This window comes from Paenibacillus tyrphae, assembly GCF_000722545.1.
In the GTDB taxonomy this organism is placed as follows: domain Bacteria; phylum Bacillota; class Bacilli; order Paenibacillales; family NBRC-103111; genus Paenibacillus_G; species Paenibacillus_G tyrfis.
The window spans coordinates 225,033-248,452 of the sequence record NZ_JNVM01000006.1 but is presented as its reverse complement, the minus strand read 5'-3'; the positions used below and the strand labels follow the sequence as shown (position 1 = coordinate 248,452).

Annotated in this window: 19 protein-coding genes; 10 read left to right on the top strand and 9 right to left on the bottom strand. The window is 55.4% G+C overall.

Going from position 1 to position 23,420, the window contains the following annotated elements; translation table 11 throughout:
- Nucleotides 1–2 precede the first annotated feature (2 nt).
- The 6 genes from ET33_RS08055 (at nucleotide 3) to nagZ (ending at nucleotide 8,621) form a co-directional block, all read left to right on the top strand.
- Nucleotides 3–794 (top strand): DL-endopeptidase inhibitor IseA family protein, encoded by a 792-nt coding sequence (locus tag ET33_RS08055; protein ID WP_152570605.1) that lies wholly within the window; start codon nucleotides 3–5, stop codon nucleotides 792–794.
- A gap of 27 nt (nucleotides 795–821) precedes the next feature.
- Nucleotides 822–1,907 carry a hypothetical protein gene (locus tag ET33_RS08050; protein ID WP_036679074.1) on the top strand — a complete coding sequence of 362 codons (1,086 nt, stop codon included), beginning with the start codon at nucleotides 822–824 and terminating at the stop codon, nucleotides 1,905–1,907.
- Nucleotides 1,908–2,131: 224 nt separating this feature from the next.
- Complete coding sequence (locus ET33_RS08045) at nucleotides 2,132–3,463, top strand: extracellular solute-binding protein (protein ID WP_036679072.1); 1,332 nt, start codon at nucleotides 2,132–2,134, stop codon at nucleotides 3,461–3,463.
- A gap of 70 nt (nucleotides 3,464–3,533) precedes the next feature.
- Nucleotides 3,534–5,360 (top strand): cache domain-containing sensor histidine kinase, encoded by a 1,827-nt coding sequence (locus ET33_RS08040; RefSeq protein ID WP_036679069.1) that lies wholly within the window; start codon nucleotides 3,534–3,536, stop codon nucleotides 5,358–5,360.
- A gap of 5 nt (nucleotides 5,361–5,365) precedes the next feature.
- Nucleotides 5,366–7,024 (top strand): response regulator transcription factor, encoded by a 1,659-nt coding sequence (locus ET33_RS08035; protein ID WP_036679067.1) that lies wholly within the window; start codon nucleotides 5,366–5,368, stop codon nucleotides 7,022–7,024.
- Complete coding sequence (gene nagZ / locus ET33_RS08030) at nucleotides 7,014–8,621, top strand: beta-N-acetylhexosaminidase (protein ID WP_036679065.1); 1,608 nt, start codon at nucleotides 7,014–7,016, stop codon at nucleotides 8,619–8,621. Before ET33_RS08035 ends, nagZ begins: the two co-directional genes overlap by 11 nt.
- 62 nt (nucleotides 8,622–8,683) lie before the next feature.
- Here the strand turns inward: nagZ and ET33_RS08025 are convergent, their stop codons facing one another.
- From ET33_RS08025 to ET33_RS08015, 3 genes are all read right to left on the bottom strand, one after another.
- Entirely contained in the window at nucleotides 8,684–9,853 is a 1,170-nt protein-coding gene (locus ET33_RS08025; protein ID WP_036679063.1) for an MFS transporter, read from the bottom strand.
- A 431-nt stretch (nucleotides 9,854–10,284) separates the two neighbouring features.
- On the bottom strand, nucleotides 10,285–12,876 hold the full coding sequence (locus ET33_RS08020) for an Ig-like domain-containing protein (RefSeq protein ID WP_235206663.1): 2,592 nt from the start codon (nucleotides 12,874–12,876) through the stop codon (nucleotides 10,285–10,287).
- 242 nt (nucleotides 12,877–13,118) lie between these two features.
- The gene (locus ET33_RS08015) at nucleotides 13,119–13,694 is read right to left on the bottom strand and encodes a GbsR/MarR family transcriptional regulator (protein WP_036679061.1); all 576 of its coding nucleotides are present in this window, start codon (nucleotides 13,692–13,694) and stop codon (nucleotides 13,119–13,121) included.
- Nucleotides 13,695–13,969: 275 nt separating this feature from the next.
- On the opposite strand from ET33_RS08015, the gene ET33_RS08010 reads away from it, so the two are divergent.
- The 4 genes from ET33_RS08010 to ET33_RS07995 all read left to right on the top strand — a co-directional run bounded on the left by ET33_RS08010 (nucleotide 13,970) and on the right by ET33_RS07995 (nucleotide 18,191).
- Nucleotides 13,970–15,178, top strand: coding sequence for a quaternary amine ABC transporter ATP-binding protein (locus ET33_RS08010; RefSeq protein ID WP_036679059.1), 1,209 nt, complete (start codon nucleotides 13,970–13,972; stop codon nucleotides 15,176–15,178).
- The gene (locus ET33_RS08005; RefSeq protein WP_036679057.1) at nucleotides 15,168–16,013 is read left to right on the top strand and encodes an ABC transporter permease; all 846 of its coding nucleotides are present in this window, start codon (nucleotides 15,168–15,170) and stop codon (nucleotides 16,011–16,013) included. The genes ET33_RS08010 and ET33_RS08005 overlap by 11 nt, the downstream gene beginning before the upstream one ends.
- 26 nt (nucleotides 16,014–16,039) lie before the next feature.
- A complete protein-coding gene (locus ET33_RS08000) occupies nucleotides 16,040–16,909 on the top strand; it encodes a glycine betaine ABC transporter substrate-binding protein (protein ID WP_036679856.1) in 870 nt (289 codons plus the stop codon).
- 145 nt (nucleotides 16,910–17,054) lie between these two features.
- On the top strand, nucleotides 17,055–18,191 hold the full coding sequence (locus ET33_RS07995; RefSeq protein ID WP_036679055.1) for an ATP-binding protein: 1,137 nt from the start codon (nucleotides 17,055–17,057) through the stop codon (nucleotides 18,189–18,191).
- A 52-nt stretch (nucleotides 18,192–18,243) separates the two neighbouring features.
- Here ET33_RS07995 and ET33_RS07990 read toward each other — a convergent pair whose 3' ends face one another.
- From ET33_RS07990 to ET33_RS07965, 6 genes are all read right to left on the bottom strand, one after another.
- Nucleotides 18,244–18,627 (bottom strand): winged helix-turn-helix transcriptional regulator, encoded by a 384-nt coding sequence (locus ET33_RS07990; protein ID WP_036679053.1) that lies wholly within the window; start codon nucleotides 18,625–18,627, stop codon nucleotides 18,244–18,246.
- A gap of 168 nt (nucleotides 18,628–18,795) precedes the next feature.
- Nucleotides 18,796–19,521 (bottom strand): ABC transporter permease, encoded by a 726-nt coding sequence (locus tag ET33_RS07985; protein WP_036679050.1) that lies wholly within the window; start codon nucleotides 19,519–19,521, stop codon nucleotides 18,796–18,798.
- Between the two features lie 26 nt (nucleotides 19,522–19,547).
- Nucleotides 19,548–20,279 carry an ABC transporter permease gene (locus tag ET33_RS07980; RefSeq protein ID WP_036679048.1) on the bottom strand — a complete coding sequence of 244 codons (732 nt, stop codon included), beginning with the start codon at nucleotides 20,277–20,279 and terminating at the stop codon, nucleotides 19,548–19,550.
- Nucleotides 20,276–21,187 (bottom strand): ABC transporter ATP-binding protein, encoded by a 912-nt coding sequence (locus ET33_RS07975; RefSeq protein ID WP_036679045.1) that lies wholly within the window; start codon nucleotides 21,185–21,187, stop codon nucleotides 20,276–20,278. The genes ET33_RS07980 and ET33_RS07975 overlap by 4 nt, the downstream gene beginning before the upstream one ends.
- Nucleotides 21,188–21,270: 83 nt before the next feature.
- Nucleotides 21,271–22,674 carry a sensor histidine kinase gene (locus tag ET33_RS07970; protein WP_036679042.1) on the bottom strand — a complete coding sequence of 468 codons (1,404 nt, stop codon included), beginning with the start codon at nucleotides 22,672–22,674 and terminating at the stop codon, nucleotides 21,271–21,273.
- On the bottom strand, nucleotides 22,671–23,402 hold the full coding sequence (locus ET33_RS07965) for a response regulator transcription factor (RefSeq protein ID WP_036679039.1): 732 nt from the start codon (nucleotides 23,400–23,402) through the stop codon (nucleotides 22,671–22,673). Before ET33_RS07965 ends, ET33_RS07970 begins: the two co-directional genes overlap by 4 nt.
- Between the last annotated feature and the right edge of the window lie 18 nt (nucleotides 23,403–23,420).

Genomic DNA, 23,420 nt, shown 5'->3' with positions numbered 1-23,420 from the left:
TCATGCTGAACGATAAAGTATTTTTGAAGCTGAACGAAAAAATAGTAAAACTATGGTTAATTGCTATAGCTTTGTTTGTTCTCATGCTGGCTGCCGGTTGTGCAGGACAGAATCATCAAACTTCGCCTGCGGAAAGCGCTCAAACTACCGGAAAAAATGACGGGCAAAGCCAACAAAATTCGGTATCCCCAACAACGCCAGCGACGCCTTCAGCACCGGTAGCAACCCCGGCACCGAAAATTGAAACAGCACCGGCAGCAACCCCGGCACAGAAAACCGAAACAGCACCGGCAGCAGCTCCCGCGCCGAAAACTGGGGCTGCGTCGGAGTCAACGCCGGAACTAACGGTTGATGCGGCCATTAAACTTATGGATGAGGCTCGGGACAGAAACTACAAGCTGTTGCAAAAAGGCGGTCCTTGCGATGATTTCAACTATATCAACGACGAGGATGGCGGGTATGCTTTTATTTGCGCTGAGCTGAATTCCAAAGAAAAAATTCAAAAGTACTTGGAGGAAGCCTTCACTTCTCCTATCGCCGACACGATTATCGGTCAGCTCAATCTACGAAAAGTTGACAATAAACTAGCTTTTAGTCCCTTGGACTGGGGCTCCATGTATGACTGGAGCGGCATTAAGGTAACAAAGACCACAAAAGACGGAAATAAAGTGACGTTTCTTTTTAAAGTGGGATTGCTTGATGCTTCAGCGGAAACGAAGACGATCGAGATAACGTTTAAATATATCGATAAGTCGGGCTGGAGAGTCGATACGAAGCCGCAGCATTTCTTGTAATGCACCGAGGAGGAGAGGAGGATCTTCTTGAAGCGTCTGCTGCAATGGATGGTCGTCACGACCATCCTTTCCATGCTAACCGCATGTACGGGAAATATGGATTCGAAATCTCCCGAAAGTATCAAGGTCGCCGTGAATAACGATAACATCAGAATGGATAGCGAAGAAAAAAATACCGGACCGAAGAAAAGCGTTCCGAAAAATCCCCCTAAGCCAGCCTCGAAGGAAATCATCTCGTGTCAAAAAGCATTGGAGGATCGGGGGCAGTTTTCTATCAAGGACGGAACGGTTGATTATCAATCAGGATTGCGAATTTTTCCCTTGTTAAATTTCATCATGACCAAACAATCCGTTTCCGCCAAGAATCCGGAACAGTCGGTATTTATGAAGGATAATCCGATATTCGTTACGCGTAATGACAAGTATGCGAACTCTCTGGTATTTGCAACGATTCATTCCCAGAGAACGGGGGTATTAAACGGAGTCGTTGGATTTCCGGATAATGAAGTAACCCAATATTATGAACCTATGGTATTTGGGGAGAAGACTGGTTTTACACCACAGGTACCTGTAACGGATGCAGGTCCATTAAACAAAGCGGTTGAAGTTAACAGGGAAACGTGGGGGAATGAACTCGGAGAACTCACAAAGCCTTGCAACGACGCGTTGATCTTGCCGCCAACGAAAAAAGCTACCCCATTTTTTAAATACAACGGCAAAATATATCCTTTTTCAAAGGAAATCGATTTTGTGGCAGGGGCTGAAGGTGTAGGATTTGGTTTGGTGGAGTATGGAAACAGATATCCCGAGGGAAAGAAAATCCAAATACCGATTCTCCTCTATTGCCCCAATTGCAGCATAGAAAACGTGGTTATGATTCAAGATGGTGTTGAATTAACATTCAAGAAAGATCAGTATAACGACGATTGGCAAAAGTGGCTTGGCAAGGAATGGCATGCATTTACATCGGAAGAAATTGATTTTGATGAAAACGTGTTTGCCGAGGTGGATTTCGCTAGCATTCACTCGAAGCTGCCGCCTTTTATTAGCCAGAACCCGTCTACGATTCAGGTGACGATTAACGGGGAACAGGTTGAGTTTGTGAATCATTAAACAATTAATGCAGGTACGATTGCCGGTCTTCGCGCAGAACAGCTCCAATGATCTGTTGCCCCTTTCCTCTTCCCTTTTCCCCGCCGCCGTGGCATACTCCAAATATACCCAATTGATTAGACGAATTTATCCCCCTGTTGTGAAAATCAAACCCTGCCGTCCGCGGCGGGGCGCGTACTATAATCGAGAGTGGATAACTGGCGGTTCCCGAAGGAGGGGTACGGATGATAGACAAACGGCGGCCGCTCCAATTGACCTCCCTGCTGCTGTGTTCGGGCTTTGTCGCCGGATGCGGTCAGCTCGGTGCGCCGGCCCCTGCGGGAGGCGATCAGGCAGGTGTAAGGCAGGCGAAGCCGTTCACGATCTCGCTGCGGCATACCCAGGTCCGCGACGATGCCAGGCTTAAGCTGAAGCTGCTGGAAGACGTCGCCAAAAGGATGGAAGCCGCCGTTCCCGGGCTGACGGTGGAACTTGAGGGCATCGAAGACAAGGTGAACCGCTTCGAGAAGCTTCCGGCCGAGATGGCCGCGGGCTCGCCGCCCAAAATATTCGACTTGTTCGGCGGCTCGGATACGCAGAAATATGTCAAAGCCGGTCGACTGATGGATTTGACCCCGATTCTGGAGGAGATGAAGCTTAAGGACCGTTTTTTCGATTTGGACGAGTTCACGGTTGACGGTAAAATTTACGGACTACCGACGGCGTCCTTCGTGGAAGGCGTGTACTATAACAAGAAGATATTTAAGGAGCTGGGCGTAGAAGTACCCAAAACGTGGGAGGAGCTTATCGCCATCGCGGAGAAGGCGAAGGCTAACGGCATTACGCCGTTTGCGCTTGCAGCGGCCGACGGCTGGGTGATCAACATGCTGATGAACACGCTTTGGGTACGTACGGCCGGCCCCGATTCCGTCGAGGGCTTCGTCAACGGATCGCGCAAGTGGACCGATCCCGACGTGCTTGACGGCTTCAAGCGCTACGAGCTGTTCGTCAAAAGAGGCTACTTTCAGGAAGGCAGCCTCGGTCTTAAATATGCGGAGCAGCAGTACAAGTTCCGCGCGGGCAACGCGGCGATGCTGTTCGACGGGAGCTGGGCGAGCGGGGCGATTGCCGATCCCCAGTGGTCGAAGATCGCGAACGACGTCGGCTTCTTCAACTTCCCGGATACCGGAGGGAAGGGCGGCGGCTGGATTAACGGCAGCTACTCGAACGGCTATGGCTTCGCCGGGAACCTTAGCGAACAGGAGAAGGAAGCTGTCAAAGCGTTCATCCGCATTATGTACAGCGACGAAATGCAGCGGCGTCAATTGAAAGAAAACGGCGTCCTGCCCGCCATGAAGCTGATCGACCAGTCGGGTTTTTATCCGATTGTGGACGAAATCATGCAGACGACCCGGTTCAAGCAGTTTCCGGCGTTCGATGCGGTCGTTCAGGCCAAAGTTCGCGAAGCGCTCGAAACCGGCATGCAGGAGTTTGTCGGCGGCAAGCTGACGGCAGAGCAGGTGGTGGAGAAGCTTCAGCGGGTGCAGGAAGCCGCTAACAAAGAAGCGAAGAGATGATGCGGTTCGCCGGAAGAGCGGCAGCATAGCGGCGAACCCTTCGGCATAAGAAAGGAACGACAGGCATTTGATGAATCTTCGGAAAAAAATGTTTTTGGGGTTCATGGCGTTTATCGTGGCGCCGCTGTTCGTGCTCGGAACGATCACGTATTTGCTGTCGCAGAGCATCATCCAGCAAAACTATGCGGAGCAGTCCGAATTTACGCTGAAGGCCGTCGGCCGCAATATTACGTACGTGCTGAAGGAAGCGAACTATTTCTCTCAAGCGTCGATGCAGCGGGAAGACATCCAACGGATGCTCGGTGCCAAAGACGGCGTCGATGCCGTCACTTTGACCGAATACGACCGCTTGCTGCAGCGAACGTTTCTTTCCTATACTCCGGCTTATTCGGTGACGCTGTACGATTTTGAACGGCAGTCGTTCAGTCAGGGGAAAATCGGTTACAGACCGCTTTCCTTTGCCGAGCTTGCGAAGCTGCCCGTATTCGGCGAAGTCATGGCCCTGAACGGCGTGCCCCGCTGGATCGGTCCGCACGAATTCGAGAATTGGACCGGCAATAAGCCGCTATTTACGATGATTCGAGTGATCAACGATATGTATACGCTCGACAACCGTGGGATTTTGCTGCAGCAGTTTCAATTCAGCGAGTTGAACCGCATTTTCAACTATTTCGGCACCAGCCACAGCAATGGCGTCCGCTTCATGATCGTCAATCAGGATGGGCTGATCATGGTGGACAACAAGGATAAACTCTCGGGGCAAACGCTTTCGTCGCACATTGACGGCTCGATTCATCTGGGCGGGGAATACGAGAGCGGCAAAATGAAATTCGACGGCGTCGAAAGCATCGTCTCGGTGCATCATCTGAATTTGGACGAATTCGGCAAAATGAATTGGAGCGTCGTCTCCGTCACGCCTTGGGCATATTTGTCCGGACGGTCGATGCAGGTGATCCAATGGATCGGCGCGATTACGATCTTGTCGCTGCTCAGCGCCCTGCTGTTCAACATGCTGTTCGTCGGCCACGTGATTCGCTTTATTTTGTACATTGTGAACTCCATGAAAAAGGTGGAGATCGGCGATCTCGGCATCCGCGTCGAAGCGAATAGCAAGGACGAGACCAGCGCACTCGCCCGTGGCTTCAACAGCTTGGTCGAGCGGATCAGCACGCTGCTGGAGGACGTAAAGCGGGAGCAGGAGCGGAAAAACAAAGCGGAGCTGATGCTGATGCAGGCGCAGATCAAGCCGCATTTTCTGTTCAATACGTTGGAGTCGATCAATGCGCTTGCGGCGCAAAATGAAGGCCGCAAGGTGAGTCGGATGGTCCAGCGGCTGGGGACGATTTTACGCGTCAGCTTTTACCACAAAGAGGAAATTCCGCTGTCGATGGAAATCGATCATGTTCGCAATTATTTGGAAATCCAGAAATACCGTTTCGAAGATTTGTTCGAATACGAAATCGACGTGCCGCCTGCGTTATTTTCGACTCCGATTCTGAAGCTGACGCTGCAGCCGCTGCTGGAGAACAGCATTCAGCATGGCTTCGAAGGGATGGAGAGCAGCGCGGGAGACGGCGATTCCGAGAGGCAGAAGGGCTTCTTGTGGATTGCCGCGGAAGAGACAGAGGACGCTGTCGTGCTGTGGGTACAGGACAACGGGGCCGGTATTCCGGACGACGTGCTGCTTCGTCTGCATGGAACGCCGGGGAGCAGGTCCAGCGGCGGCTCGGCGGAAGCGGGAGCCCCGATGCCGGAGGAGCGGGTCGGGCTTGGCATCCCGAACGTGGCGGACCGCCTGCGCATCCATTACGGCAGCCGCTATGGCATGATGATTTGCAGTAGGCCGGGCTTCGGCACGGTCATTCGCTGCACGATACCAAAACGAACAACCGGGTGATCGCGATGAAAATCAAAGCCATGCTGGTGGACGACGAAATCAATATCGTCCGCAATCTGGAGAAGGTCATTCCTTGGGAAGCGATGAACATCGAGCTGATCGGCACGGCAGCCAACGGGGCCAAAGCGCTCGATCTAGCCCGCGAAGGGAAGCCGGATCTCATCTTGTCGGATATCCGCATGCCGGTTATGGACGGCATCGAGCTGCTGCGGCAGCTGAGAGAGTCCGGCTACGAAGGCGAAATTATTATGCTGACGGGCTTCCAGGAATTCGACTACGCCCGTTCCGCCGTCAAGTATGGCGCGCGCGACTATATCCTGAAGCCGATCGATTACGAAGAGCTGCAACTGGTCATTGAGCGGACGGCCGCGGGCATCCGCGAAATCAAGATCAACGAGCTGAAGGAAACGGCCAAATGGCGGGAGCTGTCCGAGCTGGCTTACGAAAAAATTTTGCTCGATCTGCTGATGGACTATACGTCGTTTCCGCTGCACCGGCTTCGCGAAGAGGGGGATCGCTCTTGGCTCGACCAGCGCTATTGGATGCTGCTCGTCGATCTGGACGACTATTCCCAGATTGCGCGTCAGGACGAACGGGAGCGCAAGCTAGTGCATTTTGCCGTGCGCAACGTGCTGCAGGATGCGCTTAGTTCGGAGCTTGCCGAATACGCGGTCCTGCTGACGCGGGAAGGGGAATGGTGCGTGCTTATTCCGCTTCCGGCGACGGGGCCGCCGGCGGAAGCGATGGCCGCCTCGACCATCGCGTCGGAGCGGCTGAGGGCATGGTCGGAGCAGGTGCAGCAAGCGGTGGAGCGTTACGTCAAGCTATCCGTTAGCATCGGGGTGTACCCGTCGCCACTTGCGGCGGAGGAGCTGGCGGGCGCGTACCGCAAAGTGCAGCGCGGCCTCCAGCTGTCGCTGGAGAACCGGCATATTCTGATTCACGAGCAAACGGCCGGAACGGATGCGACGGGAAGCTCGTTCTGGGGCTTGGCCGACGGTCTCGCCACCGGATTGACGCAGGGAGACTCCGCCAAGATCGAGCAGACGCTTGAGGAGCTTGGCCGCAGCATCAAGGAAGCCGGCGGCCATAACTCGATGCGCGCCGAGCAGATGCTGCATTTCCTGTGTCTGCATTTGCTGCGGGAAATGCGTTCGGTCGGGCTGCTTGGAAGCTCGCAGGAGCAGACCGTATGGGCCAAACTGGAGGATAGCTTAAACGTGAAGGAACTCGTCGAGTGCGTACACCTGCTTATCCGGGAATGCCAGCAGGTGAGCACGGGCCGGCGCAAATCGCCCGAGCTGCTGATGGCTTCCGCCCGGGAGTACATTCAGAAGCATGTGGCCCGTGATCTGGGCGTAGAGGAGCTGGCTCAGCATCTGGGAATCAGCAACAGCTATTTCAGCCTGCTGTTCAAGCAGCATCATCAGGAGACGTTCCTCGAATACTTGACGCGCGAACGGATGGAGCTGGCCAAATCGTTGCTCCTCCACAGCGACAAGAGCGTTACCCAAATCGGCAAGCTGGCAGGCTACGTGGAGCGGCGCTATTTTACGAAAGTATTTCACAAATATGAGGGGATGACCCCTACCGAGTTCCGGGAACGGGCCAAGCCGGGCGTGGCGGAGCTTGAGACAGAGGAGGAAGTTGCAGATGGTGTCTAAAGGAATCGGGGAACTGACGCTCCGGCAAAAAATCGGTCAAATGCTGATGTGCGGCTTCCACGGCACGGAGCCGTCGGAAGATATCGAACGGCTGATCCGGGAAGAGCATCTCGGCGGAATCATTTATTTTCGCCGCAATCTGACGGAGTCGGCTCAAGTAGCGAAGCTATCGGCATCGCTGCAGCGGCTGGCGCTCGCCCATGGAGGCGTGCCGCTTCTGATCGCGATCGATCAGGAGGGCGGGATGGTGATGCGCATCGATCAAGGCGTGACGCCGATTCCCGGCAGCATGGCGCTGGGGGCGACCGGAGATGCCGAGGCGGCTTACGAAGCGGCCAAGGTAACAGGCAGCGAGCTGAAGGCGATGGGCATCAATATGAACTTCGCGCCGTGTCTCGATATTAACAACAATCCGCTGAACCCGGTCATCGGCGTCCGTTCGTACGGCGGGGATGCGGAGACGGTCGGCCGTCTCGGCACGGCGGCCGTGCGGGGCTACCAAGAAGCGGGCGTCGCCGCGACGGTGAAGCATTTTCCCGGCCACGGCGATACGGGCGAGGACTCGCATACTGCGCTACCGGTCGTGCCGCATTCGCGGGAGCGGCTGGACCGGCTGGAGCTCGCGCCGTTCCGCCAGGTGGCCGAGCTTGGCGTCGATGCGGTGATGACCGCGCACGTGCTGTTCCCGGCCGTCGAGCCGGAGCGGCTGCCGGCGACACTGTCGTCCCGCGTCATCGACGGGCTGCTGCGGCAGGAGCTTGGCTACGACGGCGTCGTCGTCACCGACTGCCTGGAGATGAGCGCGATTGCCGAGCATTACGGCATTGCCGAAGGCGCGGTGATGGCTGTGGAGGCGGGGGCGGACCTCGTGCTGGTCAGCCACCGGATCGAGCGGCAGCAGACGGCGCTGGACGCGCTCGTGCAGGCGGTGGAGAGCGGCCGCATCCGCGAGGAGCGGATCGACCGCTCGGTAGAGCGCCTGCTCGCGCTCAAGCGCCGCGTCGCGCCGGCAGCGGTCGCGGGCGCGGCTCTGGCGCCGGGCGCGAGCCTGGCGACCGAGGCGTCGCAGCGGCTGGCGGAGCGCATTGCCGAGCGCAGCGTGACGCTGCTGCGGGGCGAAGCCGCGCTGCCGCTCGATCCGGCGAAGCCGGTGCTCGTCGTCTGGCCGGAGGTGCAAGTCGGCACCGAGGTCGACGAAGTACTGGCCCGCCGCGAGACAGCAGGCTATTGGCTGGCGCAGCTGAATTACCAAGTGCGCGAGGAGCGGATCGGCGTGCAGCCGACAGTGGAGGAGCAGGCACGCGTGGTTGAGCTTGCCCGCGACGCGGAGCAGATCGTGCTGGTGACCTACAACGCCTCGTTCTCGCGAGGGCAGGTGGAGCTTGCCAATGCGCTCGCGGCGCTGCCAAAGGCGAAGCTGGTCGTCGCTGCGGCGCGCAATCCGTTCGACATCAGCGTCTTGCCCGATGAGGTAAAAATCTACCTCGCGTGCTACGAGAATACGCCGTTCGCGATGAAGGCGCTGGCCCGCGTGCTGGCCGGCGAGCTACCCGCTCAAGGCAAGCTGCCGGCGCCGCTGGTCGCGTCCGAAGGGTAATCTTACAGCTATTCCTCCAAAGAGAAGATGGAGGAATAGCTTTTTTGCTTTTTCGGCCGTAACTACTTCAACCGCAAGGTCATGAGAAAAGTAACCAACAGAATGAAACAGCCGGCAAGAAAAGGCCATACCACATTCACATCGAACAGCAGCCCTGCCAAAGAAGGCCCGAGAATATTGCCGAGACTGATGTACGCGTTGTTCATCCCGGCTGCCGCTCCCTGTTCGTTTCCCGCCATCTTGGATATCCGAGTGTTCAGGGCGGGACGCAGCAAGGACATGGCGAAGAAGATGCAGGACGTCACCAGAAAAATCGTCCAAAAGCCTCGAACCAGCAGCAGAACCGCAAAAGCGAAAGAGGTGAACAGAAGAGACGCTTGAATGACCCGCTGTTCACCGAACGCTTTGATCACTCTGGCGACCAGCAATGCCTGCATCCCGACCCCAATGACGGCACCCGCCGTCAAAATGACGGAGATCGCTTGGGGCGTGAACTGAAACCGGTTCGTGACGTACAAGCCGAATACGGATTCGAAATTGGCCAGCCCGAAGGTCATCACAAAAACGATCATATACAGGGACGCATAGTTGGATTTCAGCGAGTCGGCGTACGGTCTGAGGATCGATAGCTTTGGAGCTCCCTTGGCTCGTGCAGCGATCATGTCTTTCTTCGATAAAGGCTCCGGCAAACCTATAACCGAAATGACCACCGCCAGCATGGCAGCCCCAGCCGCCGCATAAAGCGGCACTCTTAACCCGTAGCCTGCGAGAAGTCCGCCAAGCCCGGGACCGATAACAAAGCCTAAGGACATGGCTGCACCCAACAGCCCGTTTCCTTTGGCCCGTTCCTCCGTCGTTGTCATATCGGCGACATACGCCATCATCGGAGGGACAAGCAAGGCCCCCGCCACGCCTTCCAGAAGCCGCGAACAATACAGCATCCACAACTCGCTGCCGATAGCGAAGATGATTTTGGCTAAGGCGAATACGGCAACTCCCGCAACGATAAGTAATTTTCTTCCGTATTGATCGGACAGCTTTCCTGTTATGGGAGACAAGACAAATTGCGTGATGCGATACGCAGCTACCAGGAAGCCGATCGTTTGGCCGCTTGCGCCAAAGCCGGTAATGAGTGCCGGCAAAATGGGCGTGACCAAGCCGACGCCGACCATCACGATGAACATATTGATCATCAATAAGGGCAATATTTTTTTGGGATGAATTTGTGGCATAGAGATCTCCTTAGGGTACCCGTGCCGGAGCCGGGGATTTTTAAGCAACCAGGGGTTAGAAAGCAAACGCATGGCCGAGGTTGGAAAATAAAAAAGCCTCCTTATCCTTTTTCCGGATAGGAGGCGCACATGCGAACACAAATCAAAGTACACGGCTTCGTCGGCAAAGCAAAGCCATGTTCTTCATTTGTATATATAAAAAAGCCCGCACGAATCCTATCCAGAAAGCTCGTAAAATGATTACGATCGTTTCTTTTTGGCATAGGATTAGTGGATCATTGGCTTTCGGTCACCCTTTCAGCTTATATTGCTTTTACCTTAGCATAGCGGAACCGGGACTCCAAGGCCCTGAAATGAATATAACGAATTTTTACAAAAAAACAACGTCCGGTTCCTCTATACAGAGTTCCGAACGTTGTTCTTATTACCGGTTAGTTTACATTCACAAGAATGGTCGTTTTCTTGCTCGCATAGCCAACGGTGATGGTGGCGCGTCCTTTTCCGGTCGCTTTAATCACTCCGTCTTTCACGTCGGCTACCCGAATGTTAGTGGAGCTCCAAAGTCCGGATACGGTCACGTCCTCATCCGAACCGTCCATAAACGTCGCTGTTGCTCTGACATTCAGCGTTTCGCCCGACTTCATATTCAAGCTGACGACATCCGTCTTCAAATACTTGAGACGGTCGATGTCAACCGGGATCGCGACGCTTTTACCATTGAAGGTGGCGGAGATCGAAGCGCTGCCGGAGGCGATGGCCTTCACTAAACCGTTATCCACCTCGAGCAGTTTGTAGTTGGTGGATTTCCACTGGGCTTGCGACGTGACGTCTTTTGTTGTGCCGTCCGCCATCGTAGCCGTTAGCTGAACCTGGAACGTACCTTCCGTTTTCATCGGGATATAGCGCTTGTTCGGTACCAGGTCCGTCACGGAACCGATGTCGACCGGGATCGTTACGGTTTTTCCGCCGAATTTGGCCGTGATGGTCGTTTTACCGCGGGCTAAGGCGGTCACGACCCCTTTCTCAACCTGCGCGATCGTCGGGCTCACCGAAGTCCATTCGGCCGTGCCTTCCACATCCTCCGCTTTGCCGTTGGCATCGGTGGAAGTCAGCTTGATCGTGCGGGTTTCGCCCAAGTCCATTTGAATGGAAGCCGGGCTGGCTTTCAGCGTGCTGGCCATATCGACTTGCACGGTAATCGTCACCGTCTTCGTGTCGACTTTTGCGGTGATCGTCGTTTCACCTGAAGCGAGCGCTTTGATCGTGCCTTCGCTGACCGAAGCGACCGCCGGATTGGAGCTCGTCCATTCCGCATCCTGCGCTACGTTGTTCGTCTTGCCGTCCGTATACATCGCGTCCAATTTGATCGTCCGGGTGTCGCCTTTTTTCAGAACAAGGCTCGTTGCGTCGGCAGTCAACGTTTTCAATACGCCGACAGACACTTGGATGGTCGTCGAACGGTTGCCGAACTTCGCGGTGATCGTGGCGGTACCCGTTCCGAGCCCCGTAATCATCCCGCCGCGCACTTCGGCGATTTGGTCGTTCGAGGATGTCCACTCGGCTTTTTTCTCCAGACCGTCTTCATTTACGCCGTCCGGATAAACGGCCTTCAGCGTAATTTGCTCCGAATCTCCGATCTGGAAATTCACTTTTTTCTTACTCGGTACGAGTACGTTAGGAATATCGACCAGCACTTTAGCGGTTACGGTTTTCTCGCCGTATTGGGCCGTAATCGTCGCTTCGCCCGCTTTCACGGCGGTGACTTTACCGTTAATGACGCTGGCGATCGTTTCCTTGTCGGAGGACCACTTCGCTTGGCTGGTCACATCTTCGCTGCTGCCGTCGGCGTAGGTGGCGTCGAGCGTGAGCTGCTCCGATTTGCCCGAATTCAAAGTAATCGTGTCTTTGCTCAGCTCCAAGCGGCGGGGTACGTCTACGTCGACGACGGCAGTTACGGATTTCTCGCCGTATTTGGCGGTGACGGTCGCTTCACCCGTTTTGTTGGCGCTGATTTTGCCTTTGACGACATAAACGATCGTATCGTCGGAGGACGACCACTCTGCACGATCGGTAATATCTTCCGTATTTCCGTTCGGATAAGTGGCGGTCAATTTCAACTGCTCGGTCGTGCTTTTCTTCATAAGAAGGTTTTGCTTGCTCAGGTCGAGCTTGATGGCGTTGTCGACGTCCACTTTAATCTTGGCCGTCTTCGTTCCGTAGGTGGCGGTAATGTTCGCCTGTCCCGGACCGTAGCCGGTAATTTTGCCTTTAAGCGCATCGGCGACATCCGCGTTGTCGGACGTCCAGTCGGCGCTTTCCGTCACATCTTCCGTCGTTCCGTCCGGATAGGTGGCGAGCAGCCGGATCGTTTCCGATTGGTTCAGCAGCAGCGAAACCCTCGATTTGTCGGCATCGACGCGTTTAACCACTTCGACGGTCAGCGGAATCGAGACCGATTGATTGCCGAACTTCGCCGTAATGGTGCCGGAGCCAGAGCCCTGAGCGGTCACTTTTCCGTTGAAGAGGGTGGCGATGGTACCGTTGTCGATGGTCCATTCCGCTTTCGCGGTCACATCTTCCGACGAGCCGTCGTCGTAATAAGCTTTCAGCGTAACTTGCTCCGCTTGGCCTTTGCGCAGATCGATTTTTTGCTTGTCTTTGATGAGCGATTTGACCCGCTTGGTCACTTTTACTTTGACGGGAACTTGCTCCGTCATATATTTGGCCGTAATGATCACGTCGCCTTCCGCTTTGGCCGTAATGACACCGGCGTACACCGAGGCGATGTTCGGGTCTTCGGAATTCCATTCGGTTTTGACCGTTACCGTTTCCGTCTTTCCGTTGTCGTAAATCGCAGTGGCTGTCAGGTTGGCGGTGCTGCCCACGTCCAGCGAAACTTCATTTTTGTTCAATACCAGCTTCGTGATGACATCCGCAGCCGATGCGCTCATGACGCCAAAACTGCATGTGCTCAAGACGACTGTAAGCAACAACAAGAACACTTTTTGCATTCTAAAGCGCAAGCTTTTTCACTCCTGTTCCGTTTGAATTCGTCTGGTCAGACAATGGTACATATATCGGCATATTCGGCCAAAATCTTTAGACTTTTGTTGGATAATGTTGCTGTATCCCTTGTTCGCTTGCGATTCAGGGGATTATTTCCCGGAAAATGACGAATCGTATCGGGACAGGGAGGGCATTTCTGCGGACACGAAAAAGCCGTACCGAATCGTCTTCGGCACGGCCTATCAGCATATACAGCGTATTAATGGGAGTCCGCTTGTGGTTCTTCCTTCGGCACCAGCTTGAAAATTTCTCCGGATTCGAACGTATCGATCAAGCGTCCGAGCCACAAGTAGTAGCGGATCGCTTCCTCCAGCTTGCGGGTGTCGGTGGCGACGATGTTTTGCAGCGCTTCGTTGTCCGGGTCGTTCTCTACAAGCCGCTTCAGCTCGGCCGCAGATTTGCGCAGCGCCTGTACGTTCATCTCGATGGATTTCTGCCATTTAATGACGAAAAAATCCGCGAACGTCTGGTACCAGTCCGGCTCGACCTCGTACAAATCTTTTCGCGTTCCTTTTTCCCAAACTTTATGCACCATCTTGAGGTCCGTCAGCGTGCGTACGCCCGTACTCATGCTCGTCTTGCTCATACCCATCTCTTCGCCCATTTCATCAAGCGTCATAGGCTTATCCTCAAAAAACATCATGCCGTACAAATGGCCGGTGGAAAGGGTGACGCCATATAAATCCATATTTTTTCCGATGGATTCGATTACGCGTTTACGGGCTTTTTGAACGATGCCAGCTTGTTCCTCCGTCATCCCAACCCAGTTGTTCATAATTGATTATGCCTCCTGCGGATGCTGCCGCCGATAGAAGCCGTTCCGCGGCAGAATGCTTTGCCTAAAATAAATATTCTCATTGTATTGTATTGAACATGCATTTGAAAGTAAAGCTACTAGCAGGAAAGGAATTTGGAGGAAACGGGAGTATTCTGTACGATACGTTTGTAAAGTTTTTTCTGTACGTACGAAACAAACTTATTTCGCTTTTGACCCATCCGCCTGTGCACCTGTAAACTTAAGAGCATCGAAAGAATGGGGGGGATACGGCTTTGATCGAAGTAAAGCATTTGACCAAAATTTTCGGTCAGCATCCGGAGAAGGCGCTTGAGCTTCTTAACCAAGGCTGGGGCAAGAAGCGTATCTTTGCGGAGACGAAACAGACCGTGGGCGTGAACCGCGCGAGCTTTACGGTCAACGAAGGGGAAATTTTCGTCATTATGGGGCTGTCCGGCAGCGGTAAATCGACCCTGATCCGGCTGCTGAACCGGCTGATTGAACCGACGGACGGGAGCATCCTGTTCCGCGGTGAAAATATCGTAGAAATGAACGAGGAGCGGCTGCGCGAATTCCGCCGGACAGCGATGAGCATGGTGTTTCAAAAGTTCGCGCTGTTCCCGCATAAGACGGTTGTGCAAAATGTCGAGTTCGGACTGGAGGTACAGAAAGTACCGGCCAAGATCCGTAGGGAAAAAGCGCGGGAAGCGCTTGCGCTGGTCGGACTGGAGGAATGGGCGGATCAATATCCGGACCAGTTGAGCGGCGGCATGCAGCAGCGCGTCGGCTTGGCCCGGGCGCTCGCCAACTCGCCGCAGGTCCTCCTGATGGACGAAGCGTTCAGCGCGCTTGACCCGCTGATCCGCAAGGACATGCAGGAAGAGCTGCGCGAGCTGCAGGAAAAGCTGAAGAAGACGATCATTTTCATCACGCACGATTTGAACGAAGCGCTGAGGATCGGGGATCGGATCGCGCTGATGAAAGACGGCTCCATCGTCCAGATCGGCACGCCCGAGGAGATTATGATCACCCCGGCCAACGAATATGTGGAGAAATTTATCGAAGATGTCGATCTGTCCCGGGTATTGAACGCTTCGCATGTCATGCGCCGGCCGGAGACGATTGTGTACGACCGCGGGGGGCCGCGCGTGGCGCTGGAGCTGATGCGGGAGAATGGCATTTCCAACTTGTTCGTCGTTGACAGCGCCAAGCGGCTGATCGGCGTATTGACGGCCGAAGACGCGGCCCGGGCGATCCGGGAGCACTTGACGCTTGATGCGATTATCATATCCGAGGTGCCGACGGTGTCGCCGAATACGCTGCTGAGCGACCTGTTCGATACCGTCAGCACATGCCGCGTGCCGGTGGCTGTCACGTCCGAGAACGGGCGGCTGCTCGGCGTCATTATTCGCGGCGCGGTGCTCGGAGCTTTGGCCGGCAACCACGACCGGGTTCGAGAGGCGGTGACCACGGATGGGTCCTAAGCTACCGATTGCCGAATGGGTCGAGGGGATCGTCGATTGGCTCGGCGCCTCCTTCGAGTGGCTGTTCGGTTTCATTTCTTCCTTAATCGAAGGAACGGTCGATTTGTTTTCGCTGCTGTTTCATTTTCCGCCTGCGCTGGTGCTTATCGTATTGGTTGCTTTGCTGGCTTACCGTGCGGCAGGGCTCATGCTCGGCATATTTGCCCTGCTCGGCATGCTGCTGATTGCCAACCTCGGGTTCTGGGACCATACGATGGACACGCTCGCACTCGTGATGACCTCGGCTTTCCTCTCGGTCATCGTCGGCCTGCCGCTCGGCATCTGGTCTGCGAGAAACAAGACGGTGCAGAACACGTTGACGCCGCTGCTCGATTTCATGCAGACGATGCCGGCCTTCGTTTATTTGATCCCGGCGGTTACCTTTTTCGGGTTGGGCGTTGTGCCGGGGGTCATCGCTTCCGTTATTTTCGCGGTGCCTCCGACGATCCGGCTGACGAACCTTGGCATCCGCCAGGTGCCGTTCGACCTGATCGAGGCGGCCGACGCTTTCGGGACGACGCCCGGACAGAAGCTTTGGAAGGTCCAGCTCCCGCTGGCACTGCCTACGCTGATGGCCGGCATCAACCAAACGATCATGCTCTCGCTGTCGATGGTCGTCATCGCTTCGATGATCGGCGCTCAAGGGCTCGGGGCGGACGTGTATCGTGCCGTTACCCAGCTTAAGACGGGCGAAGGCTTCGAAGCGGGGCTCGCCGTCGTTATTCTGGCGATTGTGCTCGATCGGCTGACGCAGCATGCGATTAAGATGAAACCCAAAGGAGAGAAGAAGCATTGAAAAAACGAAACCGGAATCTGCTGTGGATGACGTTATGTTTGCTCGGGGCTGCTCTGCTAGCCGTTGGGTGCGGGGCCAAGAGCTCCGGCACCTCGGCGTTTGTGGGGGACCAAGTCAAATATGAAATTATCGGCATCGACCCCGGCGCGGGAATTATGAAGGCAACGAGCCAGGCACTTAAAGATTATGGATTGACCGATTGGAAGCTTGTGGAAGGCTCCAGCACGGCGATGACCGCGGCGCTGGACAGAGCGTATAAAGCGAAAAAGCCGATCATTATTACCGGGTGGACGCCGCACTGGATGTTCGCCAAATACGACCTCAAATATTTGCAGGACCCGAAGGGCGTTTACGGGGCGGACGAGGAGATTCATACGATCGCAAGAACGGGGCTTAAAACGGCGGAGCCGTCTGCCTATGCGGTACTCGATAAATTCGAATGGACCGCAGCCGACATGGAGAAAGTGATGGGGGCGGTCATGGACGGCAAGAAGCCGGAAGTTGCCGCGGCGGATTGGGTGAAAGAGAACGCCGCCAAGGTGGACGGTTGGGTAAAGGACGTGCCGAAGGCCGAAGGCCGGAAGCTGAAGCTCGCTTATGTCGCCTGGGATTCGGAGATCGCCAGCACGAACGTCGTCAAGCAGGTGCTCGAATCGCGCCTCGGCTACAAGGTGGAAATGCTGCAGGTGGAAGCGGGCCCGATGTGGGCCGGCGTTGCTGGCGGAGACGTCGATGCGATCGTTGCCGCTTGGCTGCCGACGACGCATAAGGACTATTACGAGAAGTTCAAAGGTAAATTCGAGGACCTCGGCCCGAACCTGAAAGGGACCAAAATCGGTCTGGTCGTCCCGAAATATATGGAGATCAACTCGATCGAAGATTTGAAGAAGAAATAAAGTCGAGGCGTAAGCAGACTGGACGAACGTATGACGTTCTCCGGTCTGTTTTTTTATTAGTAAACAAAGATTTACATGATTTCCCTTCGATGATATAATGTTATTACGTAATTACGTAAAATAATAAAAAAGCGAAGGTGAGCTCATGAACCGAGATGCTCTGCAGGAAATCGATAAGTTGACCACCCGCATGTCGGAGCTTGAAAATCTGGTTCGGCGCTGTTTGGAAGAGCGGTCGGCCAAGACGATTCCGGCGCCTGAACCGGCTTCCGGGCGGACTTCGGTAGACTTGGTCGTATCTGCAACCGATACAAGCGAGTCCGGGGAGGGGACGGTTTATTATTCCGGCCATTATGAAGGTAAGGGGCGCGTTTTTCACTGGATGCCGCAAGAGCGGCAGATGGACGATCTGCTCCGTCTGAATACGGACAAAGCGTCCAAAGTGCTGTCTGCGCTCGGGCATAAGCAGCGGCTGGATATTTTGCGGGCCGTCGTGAATGAACCGTTGTCCGGGGCCGCATTGGTGGAACGGTTGAATATGGGGACGACTGGACAGCTTTATCATCACCTGAAAGCTTTGCTTGGGGCCGATCTGCTCGTTCAAGAGCCGGGAGGAGGGTATACGCTTCCCGCCCATCGGATGCTGCCGCTGCTGCTGCTGCTGGCCGCACTCTCGGATCTGATCGACACGAGCGATTACATGGATATGACGGAGGTCCGAAGCAATGCGAGCGCTTATTTGGGACGGGGGCAAGGGGGCTACGATACGCACATTTTGCTATGGGCCGTCTTGGAAAACAGCGTGCTGGAGCATCGGGTCGGCTATTGCAGTGAAGTCCATATCTTTGTGCATGACGATTACACGGTGACCGTAGCGGATAACGGGCGCGGCATTCCGGTACGCCCCCTTCCTTCTTCGAACCTCTCGAATGTACAGAGCGTTCTGACCGACATTGCCGAATCGAGCGGCAATGCGCCGTTCGTTTCGCCCGGTGCGGAGAAAGGGATCGGCATCGCGGTTGTCAATGCTCTTTCCGAATCGTTGTCGGTTGAAATCAAGCGCGAAGGGAAGATGCACCGTCAAGATTACAAGCAGGGCATTCCGCAGACGGAGCTGCTGACGGTGGGCTTGACGGGGGCGACAGGCACGAGCGTCACGTTCCGGCCGAATCGCGAGTTGTTCGGCGCGGGCTTCGAGCGGAAACGGATCGAAGAGCGGGCATCCGAGCTCGCCACCGCTTACCCCGGCTTAGCGGTCACGGTTCACGATCCTGCGCAATAATTAAAAGGCCTTTCTTTTTTACCATCTCATTGACACAGCAAGAACGGTAAAGCTACCGTTCTTGCTTCGCGTCCACAGCTTCGGCCGCATCGTTCGTCCGTCCTCGGTACGTTTCCCCCCATTGCTTCATCTGCAAAATGATCGGTTCCAGCGTCCGGCCGAATTCGGTGAGCGAATATTCCACTTTAGGCGGAACCTGCTGGTATACTTCGCGATGCACGATGCCGTCCTCTTCCAGCTCCCGAAGCTGCAGGGTCAGCATCCGTTGAGTAATCGCCGGGCAGATGCGGCGGAACTCATTGAACCGTTTCGTTCCGGTGATCAAATGGTAGAGCAGGATACCCTTCCATTTGCCACCGATAACATCCAGCGTAAACTCGACAGGGCAACCTTCTAAATTGGGAACAACACAGCTGCCGTTTATTTTCTTGCTCATTCGCTCATTTCCTTTCGGTATATAAATGTATACTATAAGCATTTTTGGATGTACCTACGTTCATTAAGTATATCACATAAACGGCACATCGGTATGAAAATGCTCCCATAAAAAAATCTAAGCGAAGGTTCCCGGAAACGGGAAGCCTTCGCTTAGAAGTTATGCAGCTTACAAAATGTCCCGCCGTCTGAACTCATTGAAGCCGAAGACGGTGACCAGAAGAAAGACAAGAGCTACCGCGCCGTACAGAAGCGGGCCTTTGCTGAAGGTGCTGCTTTGGCTCGCGAGAGCGGCCATCGTCGGGTAAGTCCACGGATAGACGATCCAATATTTCGTATTGGCCACAAGGAGCGAAGGGACCGCCAACCCGATCCCGATGCCTAGCGGGATGCCGATATGGCGGTATCGCAGACTGAGCCAGAATTGAATCGCCATAATCGGCAGCACGGCCGGGATCAGGCGCAGAAGCGGCAGCGCGATCCGGCCCAACGGGATCGGGCCGTTCGCTCCGGCGAGCAGGCCTGCGGCGATGATGCTTGCGCCGAAAACGGCGATATTCAGGACGACCAGCAGCAGCGCAAGGCCGAACTTGACCGCGTAAATCTGTCCGCGTCTTACCGGCAGCGCCAGCAAATGCTTCCAGCCGTTATGGCTGTGCTCGATGCGGATCATAAGCGCAATAACAATGGCGATAAAAAACGGCAGCAGCATCGGCGGGTAAAAAATGAGACACTGCTCGATAATGACGGTCCAATCGTCCCGGGTCCACACGTCGGTGTAGCGGGTAAAATTGCCGACACCTTGAGCGGTTAACAGAATCGGCATAAGAATAACGATCCACAAGATGCGCGAATGCTTCAATTTCAGCCATTCGGCGGCGAATAACGACTTCATCTCCAGCGTACCTCCTTGGCTTGCGGTTACAAAATATCCCTTTTCCCGAATTCGAGCATGCCGGCCAGCAGCGCTGCGGTTCCAAAAAGCAGCCCGCTTACGATGGAGACGCCGGCGTCCCCATCCGGACCCGGCATGGTGAACAGCGGGGCCGCATACGGTATGTAGCGCATCCACTCCGACTGGGCGAGGAAGATCGCGCCTACCGTGCCCGACACGCCAACGGCGACCGGAATGATCGTATTGCGGAAGCGGGAGCTAAGCCAATGCTGCACGCTGGCGATGCCGAGCGACGAGAACGTCAGGTACAGCGCGTATTGTCCATAGAGACCGAAGGGGAACGGCTCGGGAAAGCCGATGACGAGCCCGCCCAGCCACAGGCCGGCCATAAGCGCCAGCACCGACAAGACGGTCGCGAGCACAATAACGAGCCACTTGGCCGCATATACGTGCCCCCGCCGCACCGGCAGGCTCAGCAGGTGCTTCCAGGCATTCTCGCTATATTCACGGAAATGGACAATAGCCGCCAGCAGCGTAACCCCGATCGGGAGGAAGAAGGCCCATAGAAAAAACACTTCATTCAGCATCGCTTCCCACGACGTTTTCCCCGCATACCTCTGCATCAAATAATCGTAGCGCAGAGACATGTTCAGGAAAATCAGTACGGATACGAGAGCAGGACCGCCGAAGGCAAGCTTCCACAGGACGCCTTTTTTCTGCTTATACAGTTCCGCTGCAATGACGCTCCATGACTTCACAAGCTTTGCGCTCCCTTCGTCATCGTCAGAAAAATGTCTTCCAACGACGGTGTATTTTCACTGACGTGCGAGACGTCGAAGCCGGCCGTAACCAGCTCGCGGTTCAGACGGGCAGCGTTTGTTGCCGACATGTCCACGTACAGGCTGTTATGCCGCTTCTCCACTTGATGACCCCGGGCCAGCAGGAAGTTGCCCGCCTCCACGAGCGGAGCGGCATCAATCCGCAGCATCGTTTTGTTCTGCTCCCGCAGCTCCTGAAGCGAGCCTTGGAACAGCAGCTCGCCCTTGTAAATAATGCCGACACGGCTGGCAACTAGCTCGATTTCGTTCAAAATATGGCTGGAGACGAGCACCGACAAGCCGCGTTCTTCCGGCAGGCGGGCGATCAGCTCGCGGATTTCGAGAATGCCAGCAGGGTCCAGGCCGTTGGTCGGCTCGTCGAGCACGAGCAGCATCGGATTGCCCAGCAGCGCCTGCGCGATGCCGAGCCGCTGCTTCATGCCGAGGGAGAACGTTTTGACTTTTTTGCTGCGCCATTCGGACAGCCTTACCGTTTCCAGCACTTTGTCGATGTCGGTTTTCCTTGCGCCTAGAAGCTTGCGGGTGATCTCCAAATTGTCATAGGCGCTCAGATTGCCGTAATAGGACGGAGACTCGACCAGCGAGCCGACCCGGCGCAAAATATCGAGCCGGTGCCGGGCCAAGTCTTGCCCGAAGACGCGCACCTCGCCCTGCGTTGGACGAATCAGACCGAGCAGCATGCGGATCGTCGTCGTTTTGCCTGCGCCGTTCGGACCGAGGAAGCCGTACACTTCGCCCGGCCTTACCTGCAAGTCGACCCCTTTGACCGCGGCGAACGACTTGAATTGTTTTGATAACCGTTTCGTTTCCAAGATGAATTCGCTCATAAAAAAACCATGCTCCTTTCGTTCGACAAGAGCATGGTATCGTATGGAATTTAAGCTTCGTTTCAGTTTACCTTAAATCCACCTTAAGTTTGCGGAAAATGGACGATGATCGTCGTACCGTGCCCAAGCCGGCTCTCTACTTCGACCTTTCCGTCGTGCGCTTCGATAATTTGCCGGGCGATCGCAAGGCCCAGCCCCGAGCCTTGATGGCTTGCCGCCGTATTCGTTCCCCGGTAGTACCGGTCAAACAGCTTGGCCATATCTTCCTTGGAGATGCCAACGCCGTTGTCGGCGATGACCACGCGGATGCCGCTCTCGCTGCCCGAGACGGCAACCTGCACCTGCGTTCCGGCAGGATTGTGGACAAGCGCGTTGAAGAGGAGATTCAGGAACGCGCGCTGCAGCAGCTTGGCGTCAAAGGACAGCGGGATCGTCTGCGGACGCGCATCGAACGATATCGTCCGCTCCTCGCCTTCCGGGCTGTTAAGCAGCAGAATGACGGTTTCCTGCAGCAGCCGGACGACATCGCTTTCCCGCTTATCCATCGGCAGGAGATTGTGCTTAAGCTGAGACGTCAGCCGCAAATCGTCCAGCAAACCTTCCATATAAGCGGCATTGCGCACGATCGTCGCCGCATAGCCGGTCCGCTCGTCGGGACTGAGGTCGTAGTTTGTCTCGGCAAGCACTTCGCCGTAGCCTTTGATGGAGGAAAGCGGCGTTTTCAAATCGTGGGACAAGCCGGCGATCCATTCCTCCCGCATGCGGTCCACGCGGTCCCGGTGCTGTTTAAGGGACGACAGGGTGGAGGAGAGGTGGAGCAGGCTGCGGTACACATCCTTATAGATTCCTTTCGGCGCGAGGCGGAGCTCATAACGGCCATCCGCAAGCTCGCGGATCGCGTCGATGACGGTCCGTACCGGTCGGGAAAGTCTCCGGGCGAACAAATAGCCGATGATCAGCGTACCGCCCAACGTCACCCCGATGAGTATGTAAAGGCCGTTCGGGAAAAACGTTTGCACATTTTTCGGACTGATGTACAAAAAATATTTCGCCACCGTTTCCGCCGGGAAGCCGATCATATAGCTCCAGTGGTAGCCGTTATTTTCCACGCGGCTGATAAAGACGGTAAAATCTTTGACGGCATATTTATAAAAAAATGCGATTTCGCTGGGCGAGTAATGCGTCAAGGCATGCGGCGGCTTATGATAGGCGAACGCTTCCGTACCGGTTTCGTCCAAGATTTGAATCCACGCTCGCTGATGGTCCAATTCCTCCAGACCTTCCGGGATGACGTACGGCCGTCCGTCCTGCAAGGCAATGCGCTGCCCGAAATCATGTGTAAACCGCTCGGCGAAAGCGGCCGTTCTTCCATTTTCGAAGGCCGGACCGCCGGCTAAAAAATAGAGCGCCGTATAATTGACGATCAGAATCAAGATCGCCAGCGTCGACATGGATAACAGGAATTGGATAATGACTTTCCGCTTCACGGCCGTCCGTCCTTTCGCTGCAGCTTATAGCCGAGTCCCCGCACGGTCAGCAAATATTCCGGCTCCGATGGCTTGTCCTCCAGCTTTTCCCGCAGGTGGCGCATATGCACCATCACCGTATTGTCATACCCCGTATACGAATCGCCCCATACCGTTTCGTACAAATGCGCCTTGCTGAACAACTGTCCCGGGTGCCGGACCAAAAACAGCAGCAACTGGTATTCCTTCGCGGTGAGCGTCACGGGAGCGCCGTGCTTGCGTACTTCGCCCTGCTTCTCGTCGATCGTCACGCTGCCGAATTCGTAGGTGCTTCGGCTTTCCTCCTGCATGGCCGCGTACCGGTTGCGGCGAAAATACGCCTTCATCCGATAAGCGACCTCCTTCGGGCTGAACGGTTTTGTAATATAGTCGTCGCCGCCAAGGCTTAGCCCCAGCAGCTTGTCCACATCTTCGTTTTTGGCGGACAGGAAAAAGATCGGCGCCAGCGTGAATTGCCGCAGCTGCTGGCAGACGGCAAAGCCGTCGAGATCCGGCAGCATGACGTCGAGGACGATCAGATCCGGCTTTTCGCTGCGGCACAGCTCGATGCCGGCAAGACCGGTGGCCGCTTTGAACACCAGGCGGAAGCCTTCTTTGCGTAACACGGCATCGAGGAGGTTGACGAGGTCCGGTTCATCGTCGATGATGACGATTTTTTTGCCCGCGATATCGGTCATCTCATGGAGCATGGCGCTTCCTCCTTTGCA